This is a genomic window from uncultured Lawsonella sp. (genome assembly GCF_947252745.1).
Taxonomy (GTDB): Bacteria; Actinomycetota; Actinomycetes; order Mycobacteriales; family Mycobacteriaceae; genus Lawsonella.
In genome coordinates this window covers 24,602-45,822 of the sequence record NZ_CAMXWW010000009.1, presented here as the reverse complement: position 1 = coordinate 45,822, position 21,221 = coordinate 24,602, and the positions used below count along the sequence as shown (strand labels likewise).

General features: G+C 54.1%; 13 protein-coding genes and 1 pseudogene. 4 read left to right on the top strand and 10 right to left on the bottom strand.

Going from position 1 to position 21,221, the window contains the following annotated elements:
• Positions 1-55: 55 nt before the first annotated feature.
• Positions 56-517 (top strand): annotated as a pseudogene (gene nrdR / locus Q0X28_RS07635) (transcriptional regulator NrdR); the annotation flags it as partial.
• Positions 518-585: 68 nt separating this feature from the next.
• Here nrdR and hrpA read toward each other — a convergent pair.
• The 3 genes from hrpA to Q0X28_RS07620 all read right to left on the bottom strand — a co-directional run bounded on the left by hrpA (position 586) and on the right by Q0X28_RS07620 (position 7,801).
• Entirely contained in the window at positions 586-4,485 is a 3,900-nt protein-coding gene (gene hrpA / locus Q0X28_RS07630) for an ATP-dependent RNA helicase HrpA (protein WP_298577386.1), read from the bottom strand.
• A 165-nt stretch (positions 4,486-4,650) separates the two neighbouring features.
• Positions 4,651-6,765 (bottom strand): beta-glucosidase, encoded by a 2,115-nt coding sequence (locus tag Q0X28_RS07625; protein WP_296237221.1) that lies wholly within the window; start codon positions 6,763-6,765, stop codon positions 4,651-4,653.
• Between the two features lie 445 nt (positions 6,766-7,210).
• On the bottom strand, positions 7,211-7,801 hold the full coding sequence (locus tag Q0X28_RS07620; RefSeq protein ID WP_296237218.1) for a peroxiredoxin: 591 nt from the start codon (positions 7,799-7,801) through the stop codon (positions 7,211-7,213).
• A 124-nt stretch (positions 7,802-7,925) separates the two neighbouring features.
• Here Q0X28_RS07620 and Q0X28_RS07615 point away from each other — a divergent pair, with 124 nt between their 5' ends.
• Positions 7,926-8,876 carry a hydrogen peroxide-inducible genes activator gene (locus tag Q0X28_RS07615; protein WP_296237216.1) on the top strand — a complete coding sequence of 317 codons (951 nt, stop codon included), beginning with the start codon at positions 7,926-7,928 and terminating at the stop codon, positions 8,874-8,876.
• A gap of 100 nt (positions 8,877-8,976) precedes the next feature.
• Here the strand turns inward: Q0X28_RS07615 and Q0X28_RS07610 are convergent, their stop codons facing one another.
• The 3 genes from Q0X28_RS07610 to Q0X28_RS07600 form a co-directional block, all read right to left on the bottom strand.
• Entirely contained in the window at positions 8,977-9,906 is a 930-nt protein-coding gene (locus tag Q0X28_RS07610) for an SDR family oxidoreductase (RefSeq protein ID WP_298577383.1), read from the bottom strand.
• Positions 9,907-10,783: 877 nt separating this feature from the next.
• On the bottom strand, positions 10,784-13,315 hold the full coding sequence (locus Q0X28_RS07605; protein ID WP_298577381.1) for an RNA helicase: 2,532 nt from the start codon (positions 13,313-13,315) through the stop codon (positions 10,784-10,786).
• Between the two features lie 3 nt (positions 13,316-13,318).
• Positions 13,319-14,269, bottom strand: a complete 951-nt coding sequence (locus Q0X28_RS07600; protein WP_296237210.1) for a PAC2 family protein — start codon at positions 14,267-14,269, stop codon at positions 13,319-13,321.
• 233 nt (positions 14,270-14,502) lie between these two features.
• Between Q0X28_RS07600 and Q0X28_RS07595 the strand changes: the two genes are divergently transcribed.
• Complete coding sequence (locus tag Q0X28_RS07595; RefSeq protein ID WP_296237208.1) at positions 14,503-15,483, top strand: hypothetical protein; 981 nt, start codon at positions 14,503-14,505, stop codon at positions 15,481-15,483.
• A gap of 146 nt (positions 15,484-15,629) precedes the next feature.
• On the top strand, positions 15,630-16,751 hold the full coding sequence (locus Q0X28_RS07590) for a DUF4192 family protein (RefSeq protein ID WP_298577379.1): 1,122 nt from the start codon (positions 15,630-15,632) through the stop codon (positions 16,749-16,751).
• Here the strand turns inward: Q0X28_RS07590 and galE are convergent.
• The 4 genes from galE to Q0X28_RS07570 form a co-directional block, all read right to left on the bottom strand.
• A complete protein-coding gene (gene galE / locus Q0X28_RS07585; protein ID WP_296237204.1) occupies positions 16,748-17,737 on the bottom strand; it encodes a UDP-glucose 4-epimerase GalE in 990 nt (329 codons plus the stop codon). The two genes, Q0X28_RS07590 and galE, sit on opposite strands and share 4 nt — an antisense overlap.
• 3 nt (positions 17,738-17,740) lie before the next feature.
• The gene (locus tag Q0X28_RS07580; protein ID WP_298577376.1) at positions 17,741-18,430 is read right to left on the bottom strand and encodes a metal-dependent transcriptional regulator; all 690 of its coding nucleotides are present in this window, start codon (positions 18,428-18,430) and stop codon (positions 17,741-17,743) included.
• Positions 18,431-18,591: 161 nt separating this feature from the next.
• Positions 18,592-19,569 (bottom strand): RNA polymerase sigma factor SigB, encoded by a 978-nt coding sequence (sigB, locus tag Q0X28_RS07575; protein WP_296237200.1) that lies wholly within the window; start codon positions 19,567-19,569, stop codon positions 18,592-18,594.
• A 78-nt stretch (positions 19,570-19,647) separates the two neighbouring features.
• The gene (locus tag Q0X28_RS07570; protein ID WP_298577374.1) at positions 19,648-21,210 is read right to left on the bottom strand and encodes a class I SAM-dependent methyltransferase; all 1,563 of its coding nucleotides are present in this window, start codon (positions 21,208-21,210) and stop codon (positions 19,648-19,650) included.
• Positions 21,211-21,221: the final 11 nt, after the last annotated feature.

Below are 21,221 nucleotides of genomic sequence, written 5' to 3'. Positions count from 1 at the left end.
CTACACAAGGAGTATCGTCGGCAGCGTCAGATGTGTATAAGAGACAGGTCATTCGCCGCAGTCCCGTGTTGTCGACTCCCGTTCCATTGATAGTGGGAAGATTATCCGACGACGACGTGAATGTCTCAGCTGTGGAAAACGCTTTACTACCCATGAGACGGCCATCCTCAACGTCATCAAACGGAGCGGTTTGTCAGAACCGTTCTCCCGCGACAAGGTGCTGCAAGGCGTTCGCCGTGCGTGCCAAGGACGAGATGTCTCCGAAGATGAACTCAAGTTACTCGTTGAAAAAGTAGAGGCCAATGTCCGCTCAACAGGCGCGTCTGAAATACCTTCGCACGAAGTCGGCCTTGCTATCCTTGGACCCCTCCGGGAACTAGATGAAGTTGCCTACCTCCGTTTCGCCTCGGTCTATAAGTCCTTCACTTCTCTGGAAGACTTCGAAAAAGAAATGGCAGCTCTGCGGCACGACCATGGACACTCTGGCGCAGGTGTCACCGGATACGACGACCTTTAAAACACACATTGCCAACAGACAATGACTAATGTCACCGTGAACTCGACGTTCCACACCTGCAATGAGACCTAAGCGGGAAGTGCAGCAATTTCCCGCATAAGCTTCTTTTCGGAGACTTTCTCCACCGTTCCTAGCTGCTGCGCAAAGGTACTCACCTTAAACTCCTCACACAGCCAGCGCACCTTTTTAACGGCGACAGAATCCCCCGCTGAAGGAGCTCCACACTTCTCCCACAAGGCATCCTCAACACGGTAGAAAGCCTCCACCGAAGCGGACCACGGATCCTCCCATTCGCCATCATGAAGTACCGCTTTGCCCAGACGCTCTTGCGCGGCCTGCAAATAGCGAGGAATGTGCTTGACGCGAACTGCCCCATGCATCGTGACAAAACCTGGCGAGGTAAGCCACGCCACCTGCTCACGCACATCCTGCACAATCCCCTCTCCCTCTGGGAGATTTGCCAGCACCTGTATACGCGCTTCCACTGCCTGCGCAACGAGTAATGCAATGGCACGCTCACGAGAGGGAACTTTCTCAGTCGCACTCTGGCGCAAAGAAGCGTAACCGTCCAACGTAAGAGTGGGAGGCCCAGCGAGCACCACAATATCCCGCACTGCGCAATGGTGACAATCCTCCCGGAGGGACCCCTCACCTCCGGGATAACTCCGCAGTGCCATACGTTGAGCTTGAGGAATACCGCTAAAGAGCTGACGGCGAGCATGCGGGAGCTCAGCGAGTAACAACTCTACTAGCGCCTTATGCTGCGCCACCTGCGCCGATACAGCAGTCGGATAGGTATGCACATGCCATCCGTCCTTTTTCCGCAGCAACGCCGGATATGCAGTGACGTCACCCTGCGAGACCTGCGGTGGAATATCCCCAATCTCCTCGGTCCAGGCAGGAAAAGGCCCTTTTTCCACCGTATGGAAGGTCGAGCTAATCGCTTGGGCACTAGTGCCCTGCTGCCTTGCCTGTAGTTCCCGCACATCTCGCGCTGTATCGACGGTACGTCCTTGCTCGTCCACTGCAACAAAACGCATGAGCAAATGCTGAGGCAGCTCCGCAGCGGAGATGACGGAATCAGGGACATCTACCCCACGCACCTGGCGCAAGGTTTCTTGGAATACCTGCCGGAAGTCGCGCGAGTAATCCTCCACTATGGTTCCCATCATTGCCTGGGATGTCTCAGGAAGAGGAATAAACATACGACGATAATCTTTGGGTAAACCTCGTAATAGAGAGAGGATGAGCTCCTCTCTCATTCCGGGCACCAACCATGTGAAAGGTGCGGGGGATACCGCAGGAAGTTGAGCGAGTGGAATGAGCACCGAAATGCCGTCCTTCGCAGAACCCGGTTTGAAGGCATACTCCAGGGGGAATCCAGCGAGTTCATCAGGATAAAGAGTGCTATCCTCGCCAGCGGAGGCCGCAGCTCTGATGTGTTCTTCTGAGAATTCCAGTGAGGCTTTCTCTGCAGCACTGGCTCGGCGCCACCATTGGTCAAACTGCACCCGTGACATGATCTGCTCAGGTACGACCATGGCAAAGAGCGTCGCTAGTGTCTCCTCGTCGACTACGCTGCCACGCTGCCGTGCCTTTTCTTCATAGACCTGTAAGCGTTCGATCGTGGCGTCATTAGCCGCAGTAAAAGGATACTGTCGGTCCCAATCGCCCCGGACTAGCCCGTGTAGAAGAAAAAGGCGACGTGCAAGATCAGGGTCAATCTTGCGGTATGACACGAGTCGATCGACCACCAGCGGTACCCCCCATAAACTGGTGGTCTCATATGCCTGCACCTCACCCCGCGAATGCGACCAGTGTGGTTCTGTGTAACGGCGGGAGATTGAGGCGCCGGCAGCTTTTTCAACCCATTCAGGTTCTATGGCTGCTACTGTCCGGGCCCACACTCGGGACGTCTCCACAATTTCATAGGCCATGACGAAGCTATTCTTCCGAGCGACACCGCTACTCGGGAAAATAGCGAATCGTTTCCCCCGTGTACCCTGGTAGTCCCGCGTCTCGCCGATACGTGAACCTATGTGGCTAAGAAGCCCAACCAACAGTGCACGATGGATGTCGTCTTCTCGGACTCCGTCTTTCTCCTGATGTGGAAGCCACGACCATTTCAAATCCCGGCATATTTCGCTCAGCTGTTGGACAAGATCGAGCCATTCTCGATAGCGCATCCAGTGGAGAAACTCTCGTCGGCACATTTTTCGGAATGCGGAACGAGAGAGTTGGCGCTGTTGCTCATGAAGAAAATCCCAGAGCTGAAGGTAAGAGAGAAAATCACTCTGTGGATTGCGGAAACGGGCATGCAACTGGTCCGCTTCCTGCTGCTGTTCCATCGGCCGTTCTCGAATGTCTTGGAGGGAGAGACCAGCAACAATAAGCAGGACGTCTCCTAGGACGTCACGTCGCTGTGCTTCCACCAGCATCCGGGCGAGACGCGGATCGGTAGGAATACGTGCCATTGTCCGGCCAGTCCCCGTCAAAGCCATATCATCGCGTAGTGCACCCAACTCGCGAAGGACTTGGACGCCGTCACGGATCGAGCTCAATTCAGGGGGATCAAGGAAGGGGAAGTCCTCCACTGTCCCAAACCCAAGGTCAGCCATGCGGAGAATGACAGCAGCCAAATTCGTGCGGAGAATCTCGGGTTCGGTATAAGCCGGACGGGACTCGTAGTTCTCCTCTGAATACAATCTCAACGCAATACCATCTGAAAGACGCCCACAGCGCCCCGAGCGTTGGCGTGCAGATGCTTGTGAAATTTCTTCGATGGGGAGACGTTGGATTTTCGTCCGATGAGAGTAGCGAGAAATGCGGGCTGTACCAGTATCGACAACATAACGTATCCCCGGCACCGTGAGTGATGTTTCTGCCACATTAGTCGCTAATACAACCCGCTGTGTGTCATGGGGTTCGAAGACCCGGTGCTGTTCCGCCGCGGAAAGACGTCCGAAAAGCGGCACTATGTCCAGAGCGGGAAAACGTCGTTGACGTAGTGCATCTTCAGCCTCCCGGATCTCTCGTTCCCCCGGAAAGAACGCCAAGATGTCGCCGCCTTCCAGCGACGACTCGGTATAGAGTTCGGTAACGGCGTCAACAAAAACATCGAGGGGATCGGCGTCAGTTTCACCAGGCCGATAGCGGATCTCTACAGGATACGTTCGCCCTGACACCTCAATGATCGGTGCGGGTTCACCTCCCACCGCGAAATGCTCAGCGAAACGTTCCGTCTCAATCGTCGCAGAGGTGATGATGACATGCAGGTCAGGGCGCTGGGGAAGAATCTTTTTGAGATATCCCAAGAGGAAGTCGATATTGAGACTCCGCTCGTGTGCCTCGTCGATAATGATGGTGTCATAAGCGCGGAGTAGCCGGTCGTGATGGATTTCCGCTAAGAGAATGCCATCCGTCATCACCTTAATGGCGGTGTCTTCTGAGACAGTGTCTGTGAACCGAACGGAGTAGCCGACGAGTCCACCTAGCGGGCAATTGAGTTCGTTAGCAATGCGTTCTGCTACTGACCGTGCAGCGATACGACGGGGTTGTGTATGCCCGATAATGCCAGTTGCTCCCCAACCCAGGTCGAGACAGAGTTTGGGAAGCTGCGTCGTTTTACCAGAGCCGGTTTCACCTGCAACTACGACCACTTGGTGGCGCAGTAGTGCCTCACGGATATCTTCTAGCCGGGAGGTAATAGGTAGCTGATCAGGGTATTCAGGATGGGGAAGTGCCGCACGGCGAAGTTCGAGGCGCAGTTCAGCACATTCGAGATCATACTCAATTGCCGCACATGACTTGAGCGATCGGACTTTCTGGAGCCGGCGGCGCAGCTGGTCATAGTCCCTCAGCATGACATTCTCTCCAGTGCCAAGGCGGCTGAGAAGACGATGCCGGTACTGCCGAACATCCGCGGGGAGCGGAGTAGAGGTGGAAGTACGACGCCGATGCTGGGACATAAACTCAGATTACCCGTAGTGAGTGATACAGGAGAAAGAGCCTGGCAGGAGAGAGGCCCCTACGATACCGGTGGCCTCCTGCTTTTCGGGAACAGGAGGCCACCAGGTAGATAGTCGATGAGCTCAGACCACGCCAGGAGGGGGTACTGGGATGGCTTGAGTGTGTTAACGCACTGTGTAGTTCAGCGTGTAGGAGGTCTCGTTCACATTCGATCCCAGGTAGATGTGGTAGACACCTGGCATGACGACGAACTTGTGGAGGTTACTGTTCCAGTAGCTGAGCTGTTGCGGCAGGACTGTGATTGTGATCGTCTTCGACTCACCCGGACGCAGATACACCTTCTGGAAGCCGCCGAGTTCCTTCGGCGGAACTGACACACCCTGATTCCGTGGCTTTCCTACATAGACCTGCGGGACAGTCGCCCCAGCTCGCTTGCCCGTATTGGTGACGGTAAACGTCACCTTAATCGGTGTGTTGGCAGCACCAGAGGTTGCCTGCATGCGGGGAACGGAATATGCGAACGTGGTGTAGGAGAGACCGTAGCCGAAGGGGAACAGTGGTACTTGGTTGCGGGACTGGTACCAGCGGTATCCAACAAAGATTCCTTCGCTATAGGTGGGGGTGAGACCAAGCGGACCTCCCGGGAATTGTGCGAGGGTGTGCGCAGGCCACTGACCGTCAGCCGTGGGGAAAGTCTGTGGAAGGTGACCAGAAGGGTTCACATCACCGTAGAGGAGTGAGGCGGTGGCTTTGCCACCCGCTTGGCCGGGCTGCCACATGTTCAATACTGCAGCGACTTTCGGTAGCCACGGCATTGCAATGGGCCCGCCAGTATTGAGAACGACAATCGTGTTCTTGTTGGCAGAGGCAACCTTGTTGATCAATGCAGTCTGTTCAGACAAAAGGTTAATGCTGGTGCGGTCCATCGCCTCCATGGTGAGGTTGGTGACGAAGACGATGGCAACGTCAGCCTTCTTTGCTTCCTGGGCAGCGCTGAGGTGGTTGAGACCAGAGGAGTAGCTAACCTTTGCGCCACGTGAGCGCTTCGTGATCTCGTCGAGGGCCGTGTCTGTTTCAGTAGCGGAAACATTAGAAGAACCACCACCGCCGACAGCTACCTTGGCAGGCGCACCAAAGATGGCAATGCGTCGGGCAGTGTTTGTCTTCAACGGCAAGACACTATTCTTGTTCTTCAACAGCACGGCGCCTTGCTCCGCGATCTTCTGTGCCGCAGAATTACCGCGCGCTACATTGACGGGATGGATCTGCTTCGTACGGTCGAACATGCCGAAACGGAACATGACGGTCAGCGTTTCCTTGACGCGAGCATCGATGTCCTTCTCACTCAGCCGACCTTGCTTGATGGCTAGTCGCACCGTGGGTTCGAGTGATGTGAAGGTCTGTGGCATTTCAACGTTAAGACCATTCTTAAAGTCTTCTGTAGACCACGATGCAGGGAAGTCAGTGACGACATAGCCGCCAAAACCCCAGGTATGTCGCAGGTATTTGGTGAGTGTGTAGTAGTTGGAGCAACTGTGTGTCCCGTTGAGGGCGTTGTAGGCGCACATCACAGAGCCAGGATTGGCCTGCTTCACTGCCATCTCGAATGGCTTCATGTAGATCTCGTGCAGCGCTCGTTCGGGAACACGGGAATTGCCGATGTTACGAGCAGTCTCTTGGTTGTTTGCAACGAAGTGCTTGAGTGTAGCGATAACACCAGCAGACTGGATGCCTTTTACGTTGGCAGTGGCCATCGTGCCAGATAAATAGGGGTCTTCTCCGTAGTATTCAAAGCCGCGGCCGCCCAGCGGGTTACGGGCGATATTGAACCCAGGTCCGTAGAGCTGGTCAGTACCGAGTGCGCGGGCTTCCTCACCGGCCACTCGACCTTGGAGCTGTGCTATCGCGGGATCCCATGAGGCGGCGTAGGCGAGTGGAGCGGGGAACTTCGTTGCGGGGTCGGCGCCATTGCGAACGCCGGCAGGGCCATCAGATTGGACAAACTCGGGAATGCCGAGTTCCGGGATCGGGGGAATATAGCCAATGGCCGGAGTGTGCGGGCCGGTAAGCTTGGTGCCGGAGAGCATGTGAATCTTTTGAGAGAGATTCATTGCAGAGATCAGCTTGGCAGCACGCTGCTCGGGGCTGAGTGCGGTGTTCATCCACGGGCGAACTGGGGTGGCATTAGCGCTCCCCATGAGAGCCGGGGTGAATGCCAAGGCGGCGGCAATACCTGCTACAGAAAAGGACCGTAGCGTTTTGGTCCAAGATGCGGTCATATAGTTGCACGTCCTGTTCGGTAGATCGATCAAGTCAGTTACTAATTTACCAATTGTGCTTGCTCAATTTGGAAGAATTGTCACTTATTGCGCAATGGCACGCAAACATCGACTCAGAGACTCGCAGGACAATCCGAATGGAAGAAGTCCGGAGTGTAATGTGGATCCTTCCTGACAAAGAATGGCCGAGACTGTGTTGTCACATTACCGATTCTCCTGGAGTGCTATTAACTTAACGATTCAACGAAAGTGTTGTGCGCCACTTGGCGCCTGTCGATATATATGAGACGACAGTATCAATATCACGCTAAGAAAAAGTGTTTAACCTAGAGCTATTGACTACCTACAGCGAAGACAAGTGAAAAAGGCAAGAAAAAAGGGTCCCTTTCTGTTTATAAGGGGCCCTTTTCCGTTGTCGTAGCGGGTTTTAACCCGAGGTGACGAGTCACTCGAAGACGGAGGATACAACGTCCAGCTTGTCGATGGTGGGGTCGTTCTTCTTCCAGTCGCAACCGCAGGGGCCGGCGGTCTGCAGAGCATCGAGGACGCGCAGAACCTCTTCTACGGAACGGCCGACAGAGTCTGGAGTTGCGGAGACGAACTGGATCTTGTTCTCAGGGTTGACGATGAAGGTCACTCGGTCGGCAACGCCATCAGCATTTTCTACGCCGGTAGCCTGGACAAGTTCATGCTTGATATCGGCTAGCATGGGGAACGGGATTTCGAGCAGCTTGTCGTTGGTGGCACGCCACTGGAAGTGAGAGTACTCGGAGTCAATGGAAACTCCGAGTACCTGGCAGTCACGATCGAAGAATTCATCGTTAAGGTCGCCGAAGGCCTTGATTTCGGTCGGGCAGACGAAGGTGAAGTCCTTCGGGTAGAAGAAGATGACCCGCCACTTCCCATCGTAGCTGTTGTTGTCGACAGTCTCGAAGTAATCCTCGGGCTTGTCAGCGTCGATGTCGTGCAGGTTTCCACCCCTGAGTGCGGTCAGGGAGAACTCTGGGAATTCGTCATCAATAGTAAGAAGAGCCATCTTGTACTCCTTCTGGTGAATACCAATACATTCGTCACCATGTTTTGGTGATCTCTCTTGACTACCATCTTCCACGCTTGAAATTAAAAAGTCAAGACTTTTGGAGTGTATTATAATAATCATTATGGCTAATCAATCATACCAACCGACTATCGCGCATTTGCGGGCATTTGTCGCTGTAGCGCACCATCGTCACTTCGGTGCTGCGGCTCACAGTCTCGGGGTCTCACAGCCGTCACTATCGCAGTCTCTTGCCACCCTGGAAGAAGGCATCCACCGCACTTTGATTGAGCGATCGACGCGACGTGTCATCGTAACGCAAGAGGGTGAGTCACTCCTCCCATATGCAGAGGCCGTTATTGCTGCAGCCGATCATTTCCGGTCTGCAGCACAGGGCCTCGGACACGGTTTGGAAGGTGATCTTTCTATTGGTCTTATCCCTACCGCCGCGCCCTACATCTTGCCCCAGGTTTTAAGTCTTACCGCCCAGCATTACCCAAATCTTTCGGTAACAGTGATCGAGGACCAGACAGCACGCTTGCTGGAAAGCCTGCGGGCTGGCCGCATCGACGTGGCATTGTTGGCCCTCCCCCTGGGAGAGACAGGTTTCAACTCGATCCCCATTTACCAAGAGGACTTTGTATTAGCTGTTCCCAAAGGCCACCCGCTCGAAGGACGTAACGATCTCCCGACAAGTGTGCTGCGTGAGGTGCCACTGCTTCTTCTTGACGAGGGGCATTGCTTGCGTGATCAGACGATCGATCTCTGTCATGCCGTGGGCGCCACAGTGGGCAAATCCAATACTCGCGCTGCATCCCTTCCCACCATTCTGCAGTGCGTGTCGGCAGGGATGGGTGTCACGCTGATCCCTGCTTCTGCAATTCCTGTGGAGGGCTATATGAAAGGAATTGCTATCGCCCGCTTTGCGGACCCGGTACCAGGCCGAAAGATGGGCCTCGTCTATCGCTCGTCATCGACCCGTGGAGGAGACTGGGACTCACTCGCTCGAACCATAGGGGACGCTTTCGCGAATACCGTGGGAACTACACACGAAAAGATCGCTCGCAGGCGGTAAACCTCTCGATCATTGATTGATACAACGCCATGAAAGTTGGGGTGGGCGGATCATCTGATCCGCCCACCCCAACTATTAAGTGAGGAAAGAAGTCCGTTGCCTACTTACGGCCAGTGAACTCATTCATACCGTCATTAACGCCAAGGAAGTTAGCTATAGCGTCATACCAGTGTGTGGGAAGGATACGCATCAGCGCGGTGTACTTTACCAACGGCGGCATGAAGATTTCCTGCTGCCCAGATTCGATGCTGGCAATAATCTTGTCGGATACTTCTTGCGGCTTCAGAATTGGAAGAAGTAGTGGGATACGCGTCTTCACACCATCGAACATGCCTGTTGAGATGTAGTAGGGGCAGACGGTAAGGGTCTTCACAGCAGACTTTTCCTTCGCCAATTCATTGCGAAGAGACTCCATGAAACCGCGTGCACCCCACTTGGATGCTGCATAGTCAGTCAGCATGGCAGGCCCAATAGTTCCTGCAGCAGAGCTCAGCGTAATGATATGGCCGTGATCTCGGGCAATCATGCCGGGAAGAAACTCGCGGGTAACGTAGAACAGACCGTTGAGGTTAATGCCGAGGGTGCGATCAATCCCCTCGTCGGAGAGTTCAAGCAGTGGAGCACCGGACACGACACCAGCGGAGTGTACGAGAATGTCAACCTGTCCGAATTCATCAAGCACTTGTTTGGCCACAGACTTCACGGCCTCACGGTCAGAAACGTCGACTCGGTAGCCCTTAGCAGTGCACCGCATCTGCTGCAGACGGGCAACCGTGTCATCAATACGCTGCTGGGTAAAGCCCCAAATAATGACGGCCTTTGCACCACGACGAGCGCACTCTTCCGCCATCAAACGACCAACACCGTTAGATCCGCCAGTAATAAGGACTACGTGTCCGGCAATGGCAGTGCCGTCATTCATCGCTACTTTCTTCACGAGGTTTTTCACGACGTTCCTCATCATGGTGGGTCCACCACTCTTTACCAGGGGCAGAACGTCCTTGATCACCTGCATTGGTACGTGTCCCATACTGAGCCCTTTCGGCAGTGGTTATCGTTAGCTTGTCCGCTATATGTGCGAAGTAAAGAGGAGTTTTCTCTTTCTGGAATCGATTGTAACGAGCGAAAGGCATCCAAGACGAAACCCCACGCATGACTTAGCACACAGTTGCGAAACAACCTGCAGAGAATTTACACGCTAGCTAAATAGTCGCGTAGAAACGATTAAGAAAAGCGACTGAAAGAAACCATTGTGGTGGTTCGTGGCAAGCGGTAGCACCGCCCTTGGATAAATCCGTTGTGGGAGTAGAACGCTTTCAACTCTTCTCGGCATTCCAGCGTCAGCGGAAGGTCCTGTCGGGGAGGCTGGTGGAGGAGTTGTGCGGCGACTCCGAAGCCGCGGAAGGGCGGTGCAACAGCCAGGCTTGAGAGGTAGCATTGTGCTCCATACCCGCGTGCATTTTTTGAGAGAAAAGCTTCAAAGTAATAGCGCCAAAAGTGCTTTCCTAACAAACTCCATATGCTTGCTAACGTCGTAACTGACTCTGTGACCATTCTGCCGAAGCGACGGCATCGTGTAAGGAAAGCCCCACCCGCTGACGCGTGTTCCTCTGCAGCTGTGCCCTCCACAGCCCAAATAGCGGCTCCAGCAACACATTCATGGATGGCACTCGCCGCATTAGTCTCTGTGGCTGTCACCGCCACCATCAAGGTGCCAGCTGCGTATGCATCTTCAGCCCAATGCTGAATGAGCGGGAGTGCACTTTTAGCCCGATTGTGAGAATGAGGAAATAGCCAGACGAGATAGGGTTCGACTGTGCCAAAAGACTCTGCAATGATCCGCGCTGCAGTGGCCACCTCGTCCAGGTGGGCAGCGCGAATATGAAATACCGGGGTTTTTGCTGAACTCATGAACGCGTCAAATCTTTCACATCGAGCGATCGGAAATATACTTCTCCGCGCTCATTGGATAGAGCGCTATCGACAACTGCATCGATGACCCACGAATGGTTCTCTTCCGGATCGCAAATGGTTTGACGAACGTCCCATGTTGTTCCATCCGGAGAAGGAGTGATAGTGATGAAACGAGCACTACGTGCGTCGCTATCGGTCACGATGTCATCGTACTCGGCCCAGTAATCTTCCGTTGCCTGGTACCAGTCAGGATACTCTTGCGAGATTCTTTCATCAAGTTGGGCAAGAGTTTTCGTGTCATCGAGAGCGAGTAGCGAGACATGTCGGAACATAACGGTACGGATTAGGCGCTCGAACAAGTAGCGGTTCTCGGAAAGGAGCGGTGGGGGAGTAGTAGCGTTGCGTTCTTCCTCGGTGGGAACTCGACCAGCCTTAAGAGCTTCCCATTCTGCCAGCAGTGAATTGTCAATTTGCTCCACGAGCGCTCGGAGCCAGTCGAGAATATCGTGTAGCTCATCGGTGAGTGCATCGCGTGGGAGCAGCCGTCGGAGCGTGTTATAGCAGTCGGTGAGGTACCTCAAAACAGTTCCCTCAGCACGGGAAATGCTGTACGTGGCAATGAGATCACCAAAAGTCATCCCATTCTCCACCATCTCCCGGACAACTGATTTGGGGCTGAGATCCCATTGATGTGCCCAGGGGTGCTCCTTGCGATAGCTCTCCAACGCGACGGAAAGCTCTTCCGCAAGTGGCTGAGGCCAAGTTATCTCATCGAGCTCCGCCATCATTTCCTGGTAGCTCACTCCATCCTCTCTCAGCAACTGAGCACGGGCATGACGGAGCTTCTTTTGTTGGGCGTAGAGAACGGGAGAGGGGTCTTCGAGAATTGCCTCGACAATGGAGAGTACCTGTAGCGGGTAGTCGGGTGAATCCATGTCGAGGACACTCAAATAGGCTAACGCGAACGGGGATAGCGGCTGATTGAGTGCCAGTTCGTGAGGGAGATCTCCACGGATGTGGACCCATCGTCCATCCGCAAAGGGCTCGTCCTGGCGTGTCACCACACCCGACTTTTCCAGTCCGCGGAAAAGTGCGAATGCTTCGAGGGCAAGTGAGCGTTGTTGTGCTCGACTGACATAACTATGCGTGATGAGGTGTTGAACGGCTGAGAATAAACTACCAGGCCTTTCGATGAGCTGAAGCAGCATACTTGCCGTCATTTGCATGCGAGGAACTAAGGTTTCTGCCGGGGAAGAGGTGAGTTTTTCGAAAGTCTTCTCATTCCAGCTAACGACGCCCGGTTCTTTCTTCTTCTTTTTTTGCTTTTGTCCCTTTCGGGTAGCACGCAGAGCGTCAATTTCTTCTACCGGAGCCTGTACGATGACGAGACCTTCCGTGTCGAACCCAGCCCGACCCGCCCGCCCAGCAATTTGTTGAAACTCGCGGATTTTGACAATGCGCTGGCGGTGACCATCAAACTTGGCCAAACCGCTAAAGATAACAGTGTGAATGGGCACGTTAATGCCGACTCCCAAGGTATCTGTTCCGCAAATGACAGTGAGTAGCCCTTGCTGGGCAAGTCGTTCGACGAGCCGTCGATACTTAGGAAGCATCCCGGCATGATGGACACCCACGCCATGCAACAGCAACGTCCGCAGAAAAATACCGAAACTGGTAGAGAATCGGAATCCGCGTAGTGCCTCCGACATGCGGGCACGTTGCTCCTTCGAGATAAGAGCAGTAGCTTTCAACTGGTTGGCATAATCGATCGCATCGCGTTGGGTAAAGAACACGATGTAGAGAGAACCCAAACCTTCATGCACGAGAGACAAGACTGTCTCATTAAGCGGTGACCGCGAGTACCGGTAGGTAAGGGGCACTGGTCTTTTCGCGTCAGTAACCTCCGTAACAACCCGACCCGAGCGTTCGTACAGTCCGTCTTTCCACAATGTCGTGTCACCGAGAGTTGCAGAGAGCAGGACAAATTGAGTATGGGGGAGCTCAATGAGTGGTATTTGCCATGCCCAGCCCCGATCGGGGTCCGCCACAAAATGGAATTCGTCCATAATAACGAGCCCTACGGCGCACTTTTCGCCTTCGCGGAGGGCTTTATTCGCCAGAATCTCGGCAGTTGCACAGATGATAGGTGCGGAAGGATTGACAGTGGCGTCTCCAGTCATCATACCGACGTTGTCGGATCCGAAGACCTCGCATAGCGCAAAAAACTTCTCGTTGACGAGAGCCTTAATCGGTGCCGTGTAGAAACTGACCTGATCGTGAGTCATTGCCCACCAGTGCGCGAAGATGGCTACTAGGCTCTTCCCCGAACCAGTTGGTGTCGAAAGGATGAGGTGATCGCCAGCACTGATGGTGAGAAAACCTTCAGCTTGAGCAGGATAGGGGTCGATGCCAGAATCCGCTAGATAGCGTTCAAAACAGTCAATGATGGACGTGTCCAGCAGTGATTCAGGGCAATCTGTAAGTTCGGGAAGGTAGTCGGCCAGAGTCGGGGTCGAAGAATCCACTGTCTATTTGTCGCCTTCTTCAGCAGGTGGATCCTGCCGGGTATCAACTTGGGAGAGGAACTTCTCCAACTCTGCACCCAACTTCTCGGAGTTCATGAGGTCTTCTGCAAAGACCTTGAGGTCTGCTTCCTCCGTCTTTTTCCGTTCGTGTTCCTCTTTGAAAGAGTCATAGGTTTGTTCCATAGCGCGAACGACGGTGACCAGCTCCGGGTTATCGTCTATCTGCTCATTGACTTCAGCAAGAAGATTGTCAGCATCCTTCTCAACAGCGCCGGTAGGAATGGAGAGTTGGCAGAAAGACTGAAGGGCGTGGAGAAGTTGAACAGATGCAGGAGAATAATGCGACTGTGCGAGGTAATTAGGAACTTGGACGGTGAACCCATCCATACGGAAGTGTTCCTCCTGCAAGACATAATCGAGGTAGGCATCAAAGCTAGCGGGGAAACGCATAGAGCCTTCCCAATTAGTGATTCCCTCTCCCTCGAAATGCTGTGATCCATGGTGCAAACAGGGGACATGGCGTGTGTGCGGGACCCCCATTGTGGCGGCGAAGATTCCTACGGTTTCCTTCACCCCGTAGGAAGCCAGTAAACCGAGAATTTCACGGGAAATCTGTCCCCAATGTAAGTCTGGTTCAGTGCCTTCCAGGAGGAAAAATGGGCGTCCATTGTTGTCGTAGAGGAGCCACAATTTGATGTCGTGGGGGTGGTAAGCTTCCAGTTTTCCGTCCCGCATGAGCAATGCCGGGCGTCGATTGGTGTATTCGATAACAGCGTCAGCAGTGAAATCCGCCACCAGCTCTTTCTCGAGCGAACCGAGCAGGTGCTGAGTGGTGATAAATACGGTATTGCCAGCGTCGACGAACCCGGTAAGTCCGTGCACAAACGGGACGCTATCGACACCATCGGGAAGTGTCGGACGTGGGAACTGCGATCGATGAAGAGAATCGGGCATGTCGTCTCCTCCTTCCTAGTCGACTAGCGGGTCCCAGTGTTGAGACTCGCGCAGGGTACAACGAGCTACAATGCGCGGCCGGAAGGCCGTCTCAAGAAGCCCTCTTTCTTACGAGCATACTTGTTTGGACTCCCGGTTGGGGCTCACTCGTGTCAACATACCCCGCTCTGTTTACATTCCCAATCCGCACATAACCCGTGCATATGGAGCACCTCTCAGGTAAATTAGGAATTATGAAGATTCGGCACACACGGGTAACCTGCGCTGCCCTCGCTTTCTCCACCGTACTGTCGCTAGCTCTTGTTTCCGGCTGTGGATCAGAGGACAGGCAGGCGGAGAATCCTGCTGCACGTGGGGCAACGACAGAGCGTCCCGGTGCTGCAGCGGAGCCCTCTCACTCGCCTTCTGGTAGGAGTGGAACACATGGCCGGGATGGATCTCGACAGAGTGACGTCAAAGTGCCGAAGCATAAGAAACCTCGTATTGATTGGGCCGAGTTTCTCCGCGATCCCGCAAACTATTTGCTGGGTGGGACTGAGTTTCCCGGTGGATATTCGGCGCGCACACTGAGCCTCTCGGAACGCGGTAAGGCAATTCAGGATGTCGGCAGAGCTGGCGTCAGTGTCGAGAACTTCCCCAATTCGTGTAATGGGGCAGCGGGGCGCATCGGGTCCGCCAATGACCAGATTGCTATGCAAATGGCGTCAAAGCAGAATCATTCGCTTACGCTCGTCGTCATCAATAACTCTGATCCCACTGCTGCGGTGTCTGCGTGGGCCGACAAAAACGACCAATGCCCGACATTTCTCTCACAGGAAAACGGGGTGACCTCGACAGTCTATGTTGAGAAAACGGACGCACCAGAGATTTCTGGTTCGCAGGCAGTGGGATATCTGATTACGACAAAAACTACGAATCTGCGCGGTAGCACTACGCAAGAACAGCTTCTTTATGCGGTCCCCATGGGAGAGGTTGTTGTTGAGGTCATGGGAATGAATTTCGGTGGTCCAGTTAGCCGCGGGGAAGTAGATGATGTCCTGCAAAACGCCGTAAAGAAGAGTACGGAAGTTGAGCAGAAAGCTGCTGAAGCGACCCGCAAAGACGCTAACGAATCTGCCAGTACTAGCTCCACTAGCGTCCGTAAGTCGAGCGTGACTCATTCTCCGCGAACGACTACTGTCAGGCCCGCAGAACACCATACAGCAGAAGACTAGTCAGCTCTGTGGAGTTTTCTCACACCCATTGGTTGCTCAGCGAGTAACGGGTGTGTGTTGTCCACACCTGTCCAGACTGTGGACTAGTTTTTGATAGTGCTATGTGCTGACGGTGCTGTGTATCTCCCCTTTGCGACAGTGTCAGTATGCATCACACCATTTCTTCACCCGGGCATCTTATCGCCCAGCTACCTCACTTCTTCGGATTCGATGTTCATGACTCACTCGTCGTCATGACGACTTCTAGTGTCACTCATGCGATGGGACCGCTCCTGCGTGCTGATATTTCCAAACCTGGTAAAACGGGGGAGACACGGCAGACAATATCAGCCGCTCTGCGGCGTCTCGCAGACCGAGAATTCGGAGAGTTGCATATCATCCTAATAAGCTCTGACTGGACAGCGCAGGGGGCCGCCCAAGCGGACGCTATCGATGAAGTCTGTGAGGAACTAGCCTATTCCGTCGGATTCACCATTAAAGATTTCTATATGGCCCGCCACTGTCATCCGGGGGGAGATTGGGTCTCTCTTTACACAGGTGAGAAAGGGAGAATCCCGACTATCATCCCCATCGATACGGTTTCTATCGGCCGTAAAAGTGCACCAAAGCTACCGCAGCAACGGCAAGAATTGGCAAATGCTAGGGAACCGATCACCGTCATTAGCGGCAACGAGAAAACGGAGTTGCCTGTTGCTCCTGAGCTTCAGAAGACGCACTCCTATAGGGGACTACCTGCATTGATGTCCCGTGAAGAGACACAAGAGTGGGTGGCTGCGCGAACTACGGATATTTCCCAACTCTCTGAATGGGACGCACGGACGGAAAGTCTAGCCTGTCTTTCTGTTCCCTCCAGGGACGAGCTGCGTCACATTCTTCAGACAACCCCTACACAGTCTGTGCATGACCCATCTGCGGTCGTGATGCGCCAGTTCTTACTCCGCTGTATTGAGTCTTGCCAAGGAGCTGACGGGCTTATTGCTCTGCTCGCCGACCGTGATGCGGATCAGTGGGCAGAATGGATGTGGGAGCTTATCCCAAGCGTTGATCTCGCTATGCGTTCTTACATGCTCTTAGCATTGGCATTGTGGTACTACATGCATGGCGACGGCTTTCGGGCGCACACCATGCTCGACCAAGCAGCAATCATTGACCCCCAGTGCATTGAAATTCGTCAATTGCGGCAGTTGCTGGCCATGTGCATTGAACCCAAGGCGTTACGAATCGTTGTCGACGAAATTGCCGAATCCCTGTGGGAAGAAGGCGCCTAGCGAGCCTTGTGTGCGGCAAAAGCGCGGTCACCAAGCTGCCGGGTAAACTCCCACGCGTCACTGACGATTTCGGTGATATCAGTGTGCTGGGGATTCCAACCTAATTCCTGCTTGGCCTTTTCGGAGGAAGCGACTAGAACGGCAGGGTCACCCGCACGACGTTCCGCTACCTCGGCAGGAATTGGGTGCCCAGTAACTTTCCGGCAGGCCTCGATGACTTGCTTTACGGAGAAGCCTTCACCCGAACCAAGATTGAATATCGAATGACGACCTTTTGGAGACTTCTCTAGTGCAAGAATATGCGCATCTGCCAGGTCCAAGACGTGGATATAGTCCCGAATACAGGTGCCGTCAGGAGTGGGCCAATCATCGCCGAACATGTAGATCTTTTCACGGTAACCCATGGCTACTTCAAGGACGAGAGGAACGATATGGGTCTCGACCTTCCGATTCTCACCAGCGCCATGGTAGGCACCTGCTACGTTGAAGTAGCGTAGCGAGGTGGCGGTCAGCCCATAGGCGTTGCAATAGGAGGTAATCGCCATATCCATAGAAAGCTTAGTGGCCCCATACGGGTTCGTGGGGTGGGTAGGCATGTCTTCGGTGATGGGGACCTGATCTGGCTCTCCATAGGTGGCTGCGGTCGAGGAGAAGACTAACCGAGGAACGTTATTGTCGCGGATGGCATCGAGGAGCGCCAGGGTGGTAACAACGTTGCCTTGCCAGTATTCGTCCGGTACTTCACAGGATTCCCCGACAAGAGAGCGAGCAGCGAAATGTAAAACACCGTCGTACGACTCTGCGGCTAGCACCTCGTGCGCAACATCCTTGATGTCGCCTTCAATGAAGCGAGTACCGGCCGGTACTGCTTCCCTGGTACCTGTCGACAATTTGTCGACGATAGTGACGTCGTGACCGCGTTCCACTAGCAAGGTAGCAACACAGCTACCAACGTATCCGGCGCCGCCGGTAACCAGGAGTTTCATGTATTACCTCTTCACAGGTTCAATATAAAAGGCGTGTGCCATGTCATTAGGTATGGTAATCCACTCGCCGCCCAATGAGCATAGCCGAATGACGCCATCCTTCTCTTTGACACTGATGCGGGCTCCAGGGCCAATTGCATTGGTGATGAGACTATCGACAAGATCCTGATCGGTCTGGGCGATTTCGCCAACTCGGCGCAGCGTGACGATGAGTGGCTCTTCGTTGAGATCAAGCTCAGTCAGACGAGGGTAGTCTTCCGTCACAGCCGCATCAGCAGAGATCCTGTCAAGCCCAGGGATGGGATTCCCATAGGGGGAGTGGTGCGGGTGGTCTAGCACCTTGACGAGATGTCGTTCGACATTTTCGCTAATAACATGTTCCCATCGGCACGCCTCGTCGTGGATTTCCGATACATCCATGCCGACGATATCGACGAGCAGTCGCTCTGCGAGGCGATGCTTTCGCATGACTGCCACTGCGATTTCACGACCTTTAGGGGTGAGATGCAGTTCTCGGCTCGCCTCCACTGTCAGAAGCCCATCCCGTTCCATACGCGCCACAGTTTGGCTGACTGTGGGGCCCGACTGCTCGAGACGCTCCGCAATGCGAGCACGGAGAGGCGTGATACCCTCTTCTTCGAGTTCGAGGATGGTCCGCAGATACATTTGGGTAGTGTCGACAAGCTCTTTCATATGAGAGTCCTTTTCCTTCATGGGCAGACCAAAATAATGGTGTGGGCAGCCATACCTATCTTAAGTCAAAAATACAGGAAGACCCTGCCTAACCGCCTTCGTGAAGAAGAGTTTTTAGGCAGGATCTTGGGGCTTTTCGCTAGTAGCTATTGATGCTCTCGCTAGCTGGCGTAGGCGCGGAGACGTTCGATGTCTTCGCTTTCCCGAAGACGCTCCAGTACCGTACGTTCAATCTGGCGCACACGTTCACGGGATAGACCGAATTTCTTACCGATGAAGTCCAAGGTGTGGGTTTCACCATCAGCAAGACCATAGCGCCAGCGGATAACGTTACGTTCACGCTCACTGAGATCGTCTAAAACGTCATGGACGTCTTCCGCCATAAAACGAGTCATAGTGTATTCGACAGCGTCGAGGGCACCATCATCTTCGATAAAGGATCCGAGCGGTGAATCATCATCAGAACCGACCTTGGTGTCCAGACTGATGGGGTCTCTAGCTTTGTCGACAAGATCGAGAATCTTCTCAACCGGAATACCGGATTCCTCAGAAATCTCTTCCCACGTTGCCTGACGACCCAACTGTTGATTGAGCTCGCGCTTAATTCGAGAGATCTTGTTGAACTGCTCTACCAGATGAACAGGAAGTCGAACTGTCCGAGTCTGCTCCGCCATCCCACGGGTGATCGCCTGGCGAATCCACCAAGTGGCATACGTTGAGAACTTGAACCCCTTGGCGTAATCGAATTTATCGACGGCTCGGATGAGACCAAGGTTTCCCTCCTGAATGAGGTCAAGGAGGGGCATACCACGGCCGGTATATCGTTTCGCAAGGGAGACAACAAGTCGGAGATTCGCTTCCAAAAGCTGCTGACGAGCAAGTTCCCCGTCCCGTACCAACATGCGCAGCTGTCCTCGACGAGCATCTCCATAGCGGGGATGCTCCTCAAGAAGATGCTCTGCATAGATGCCTGCTTCAATGCGCTTTGCTAAGTCAACTTCTTCTTCAGCCGTCAGGAGCGGCCGACGACCGATTGCATTGAGGTAAACACGTACCAAGTCGGCAGTCTGAGAAGGGCGATCAAGGTCCTGTTCCTGCGTCCGATCAACAACTGCCGTTGCTGCGCTGTCTGAGGTCATGGGATCCTCCTCGTCGTAAGTTGGTTCACTCGGTTCAACGCGTGAGTCCCCAAAAGAGTTCCCAAATCCCAAAATTAATCACAGAGTGATGATTCCATGCAGGTAGAGGGCGTGAAGAGCGGAGCACATCGCGGGGCGGAAGATGTCCCAGTCCCAGCCCTGTACCGTACAGAGGAGTTCGGCGACATCACCGGCCGAGAGCCCGTCACGGCTCAGCCCGTTAAGAACCGCGCGCAGGGGTTCATCGATAGTGTGACGGAAGCTTGGTATGTCGCTACGGTAGACCGAATGGCTAGAGTTTTCAGTACCCAGCCCATTCGACGAGGGAGTTGCAGTATCGACGAACACTGCTTGCGGAGAGAGTGCAAAACGTTGCGAGAGCAGTTCGTCTGTCGACCACTGCTGCAGGTTATCCCAACGTTCCCAGCGTGATAGAGACTCGGCGGCAAGTGCATCTCCTTCAGGGGCAGTGAGTTCTTCGATCAGGAGAGTCGACGGACCTGTAGCTTTCCGCATGAACACCATGCCGAAGCCGATACCGGCAACACTATGATCAGCGAGGTGACCTAGCCATTGCGCAGCGTAGTCCCTCCATTGTGGGTCAGCTGGATCTCGGCCCGAGTCTTTCATCCAGGTTGCTACATAAAGGGCCGGGTCAACACAATCTCGTTCTACAATCCAGACATCGACCCCCTTTGAAGGCACCCATTGGGCAAGACGGGCCCTATAGTCTCTACCCTGCTCATGCACCCATGCCCCCAGAATTGTCGCATGACCTCCCTCTTTAAGATACTGGGGCGACTGGCGCACCATAAGTTCGGTCGCACCATCAAGATCGAGACCCGAGTCCCTATAGGAGTGAGTGATCTTCTCTGATGCGACAACAAAAGGCGGATTCGCGACGATTGCATCGAATTCATGGTCAGCTACTGGGTCAAACCACGGGCCTTGTCGTATCTCTGCACGTGGACCTGACGGAACAGTTTTCTCCTGGAGGAGGCCGCCTTCTGGGGCGACGTACACTCCATTGATCGCAAGAGTTGCAGCGGCGAGCTCGCAGCAGCGAGGCGACAAATCTGTTGCAATAATGCGCTGAGCATAGTGGCTTCCGTGGAGTGCTTGAATCCCGCACCCCGTCCCAATGTCAAGCAGAGAATCGACGGTGTCTAGTGGGGTTGCGCGCAGGAGTGACAGGGATGCTTCTCCTACGCCAAGGACATGGTCCTTCCGCGTGGCAGCGGGGAACAGTGCCCCGTCGAGATCAGAGAACACCCACTGATTTCCGAAACCTGTGTTAGCAGGACGCACATCAAGCGCAACACGATAGAGCCCGTTATCTTCCATCTGGAAGATCTCACTGTCAAGAAGATCAGCGAGATCATGCCCCGCAACGTCAAAGAGTGCTGAGATCTCTTCCGCGCTCTGCGGCTCTCCGAGTAAGAGAAGACGCACGAGAGGTGCGAGGGGAGAAGTCTCTCTTTCCTGCGGTGTGGTGGTTGCTAGCCACGCGGGTACCGGTTCGTGGCGGAACAGCGCTTGAAACGCGTCGTCACCAAGTAGCTCATGCACTCCGTCGATGGTGTAGTTCAGACGGAGGAAGGCGGAACGAAGAGTCTCGAGAACAGGCACAGAAATAGTCACGTCATCATTCT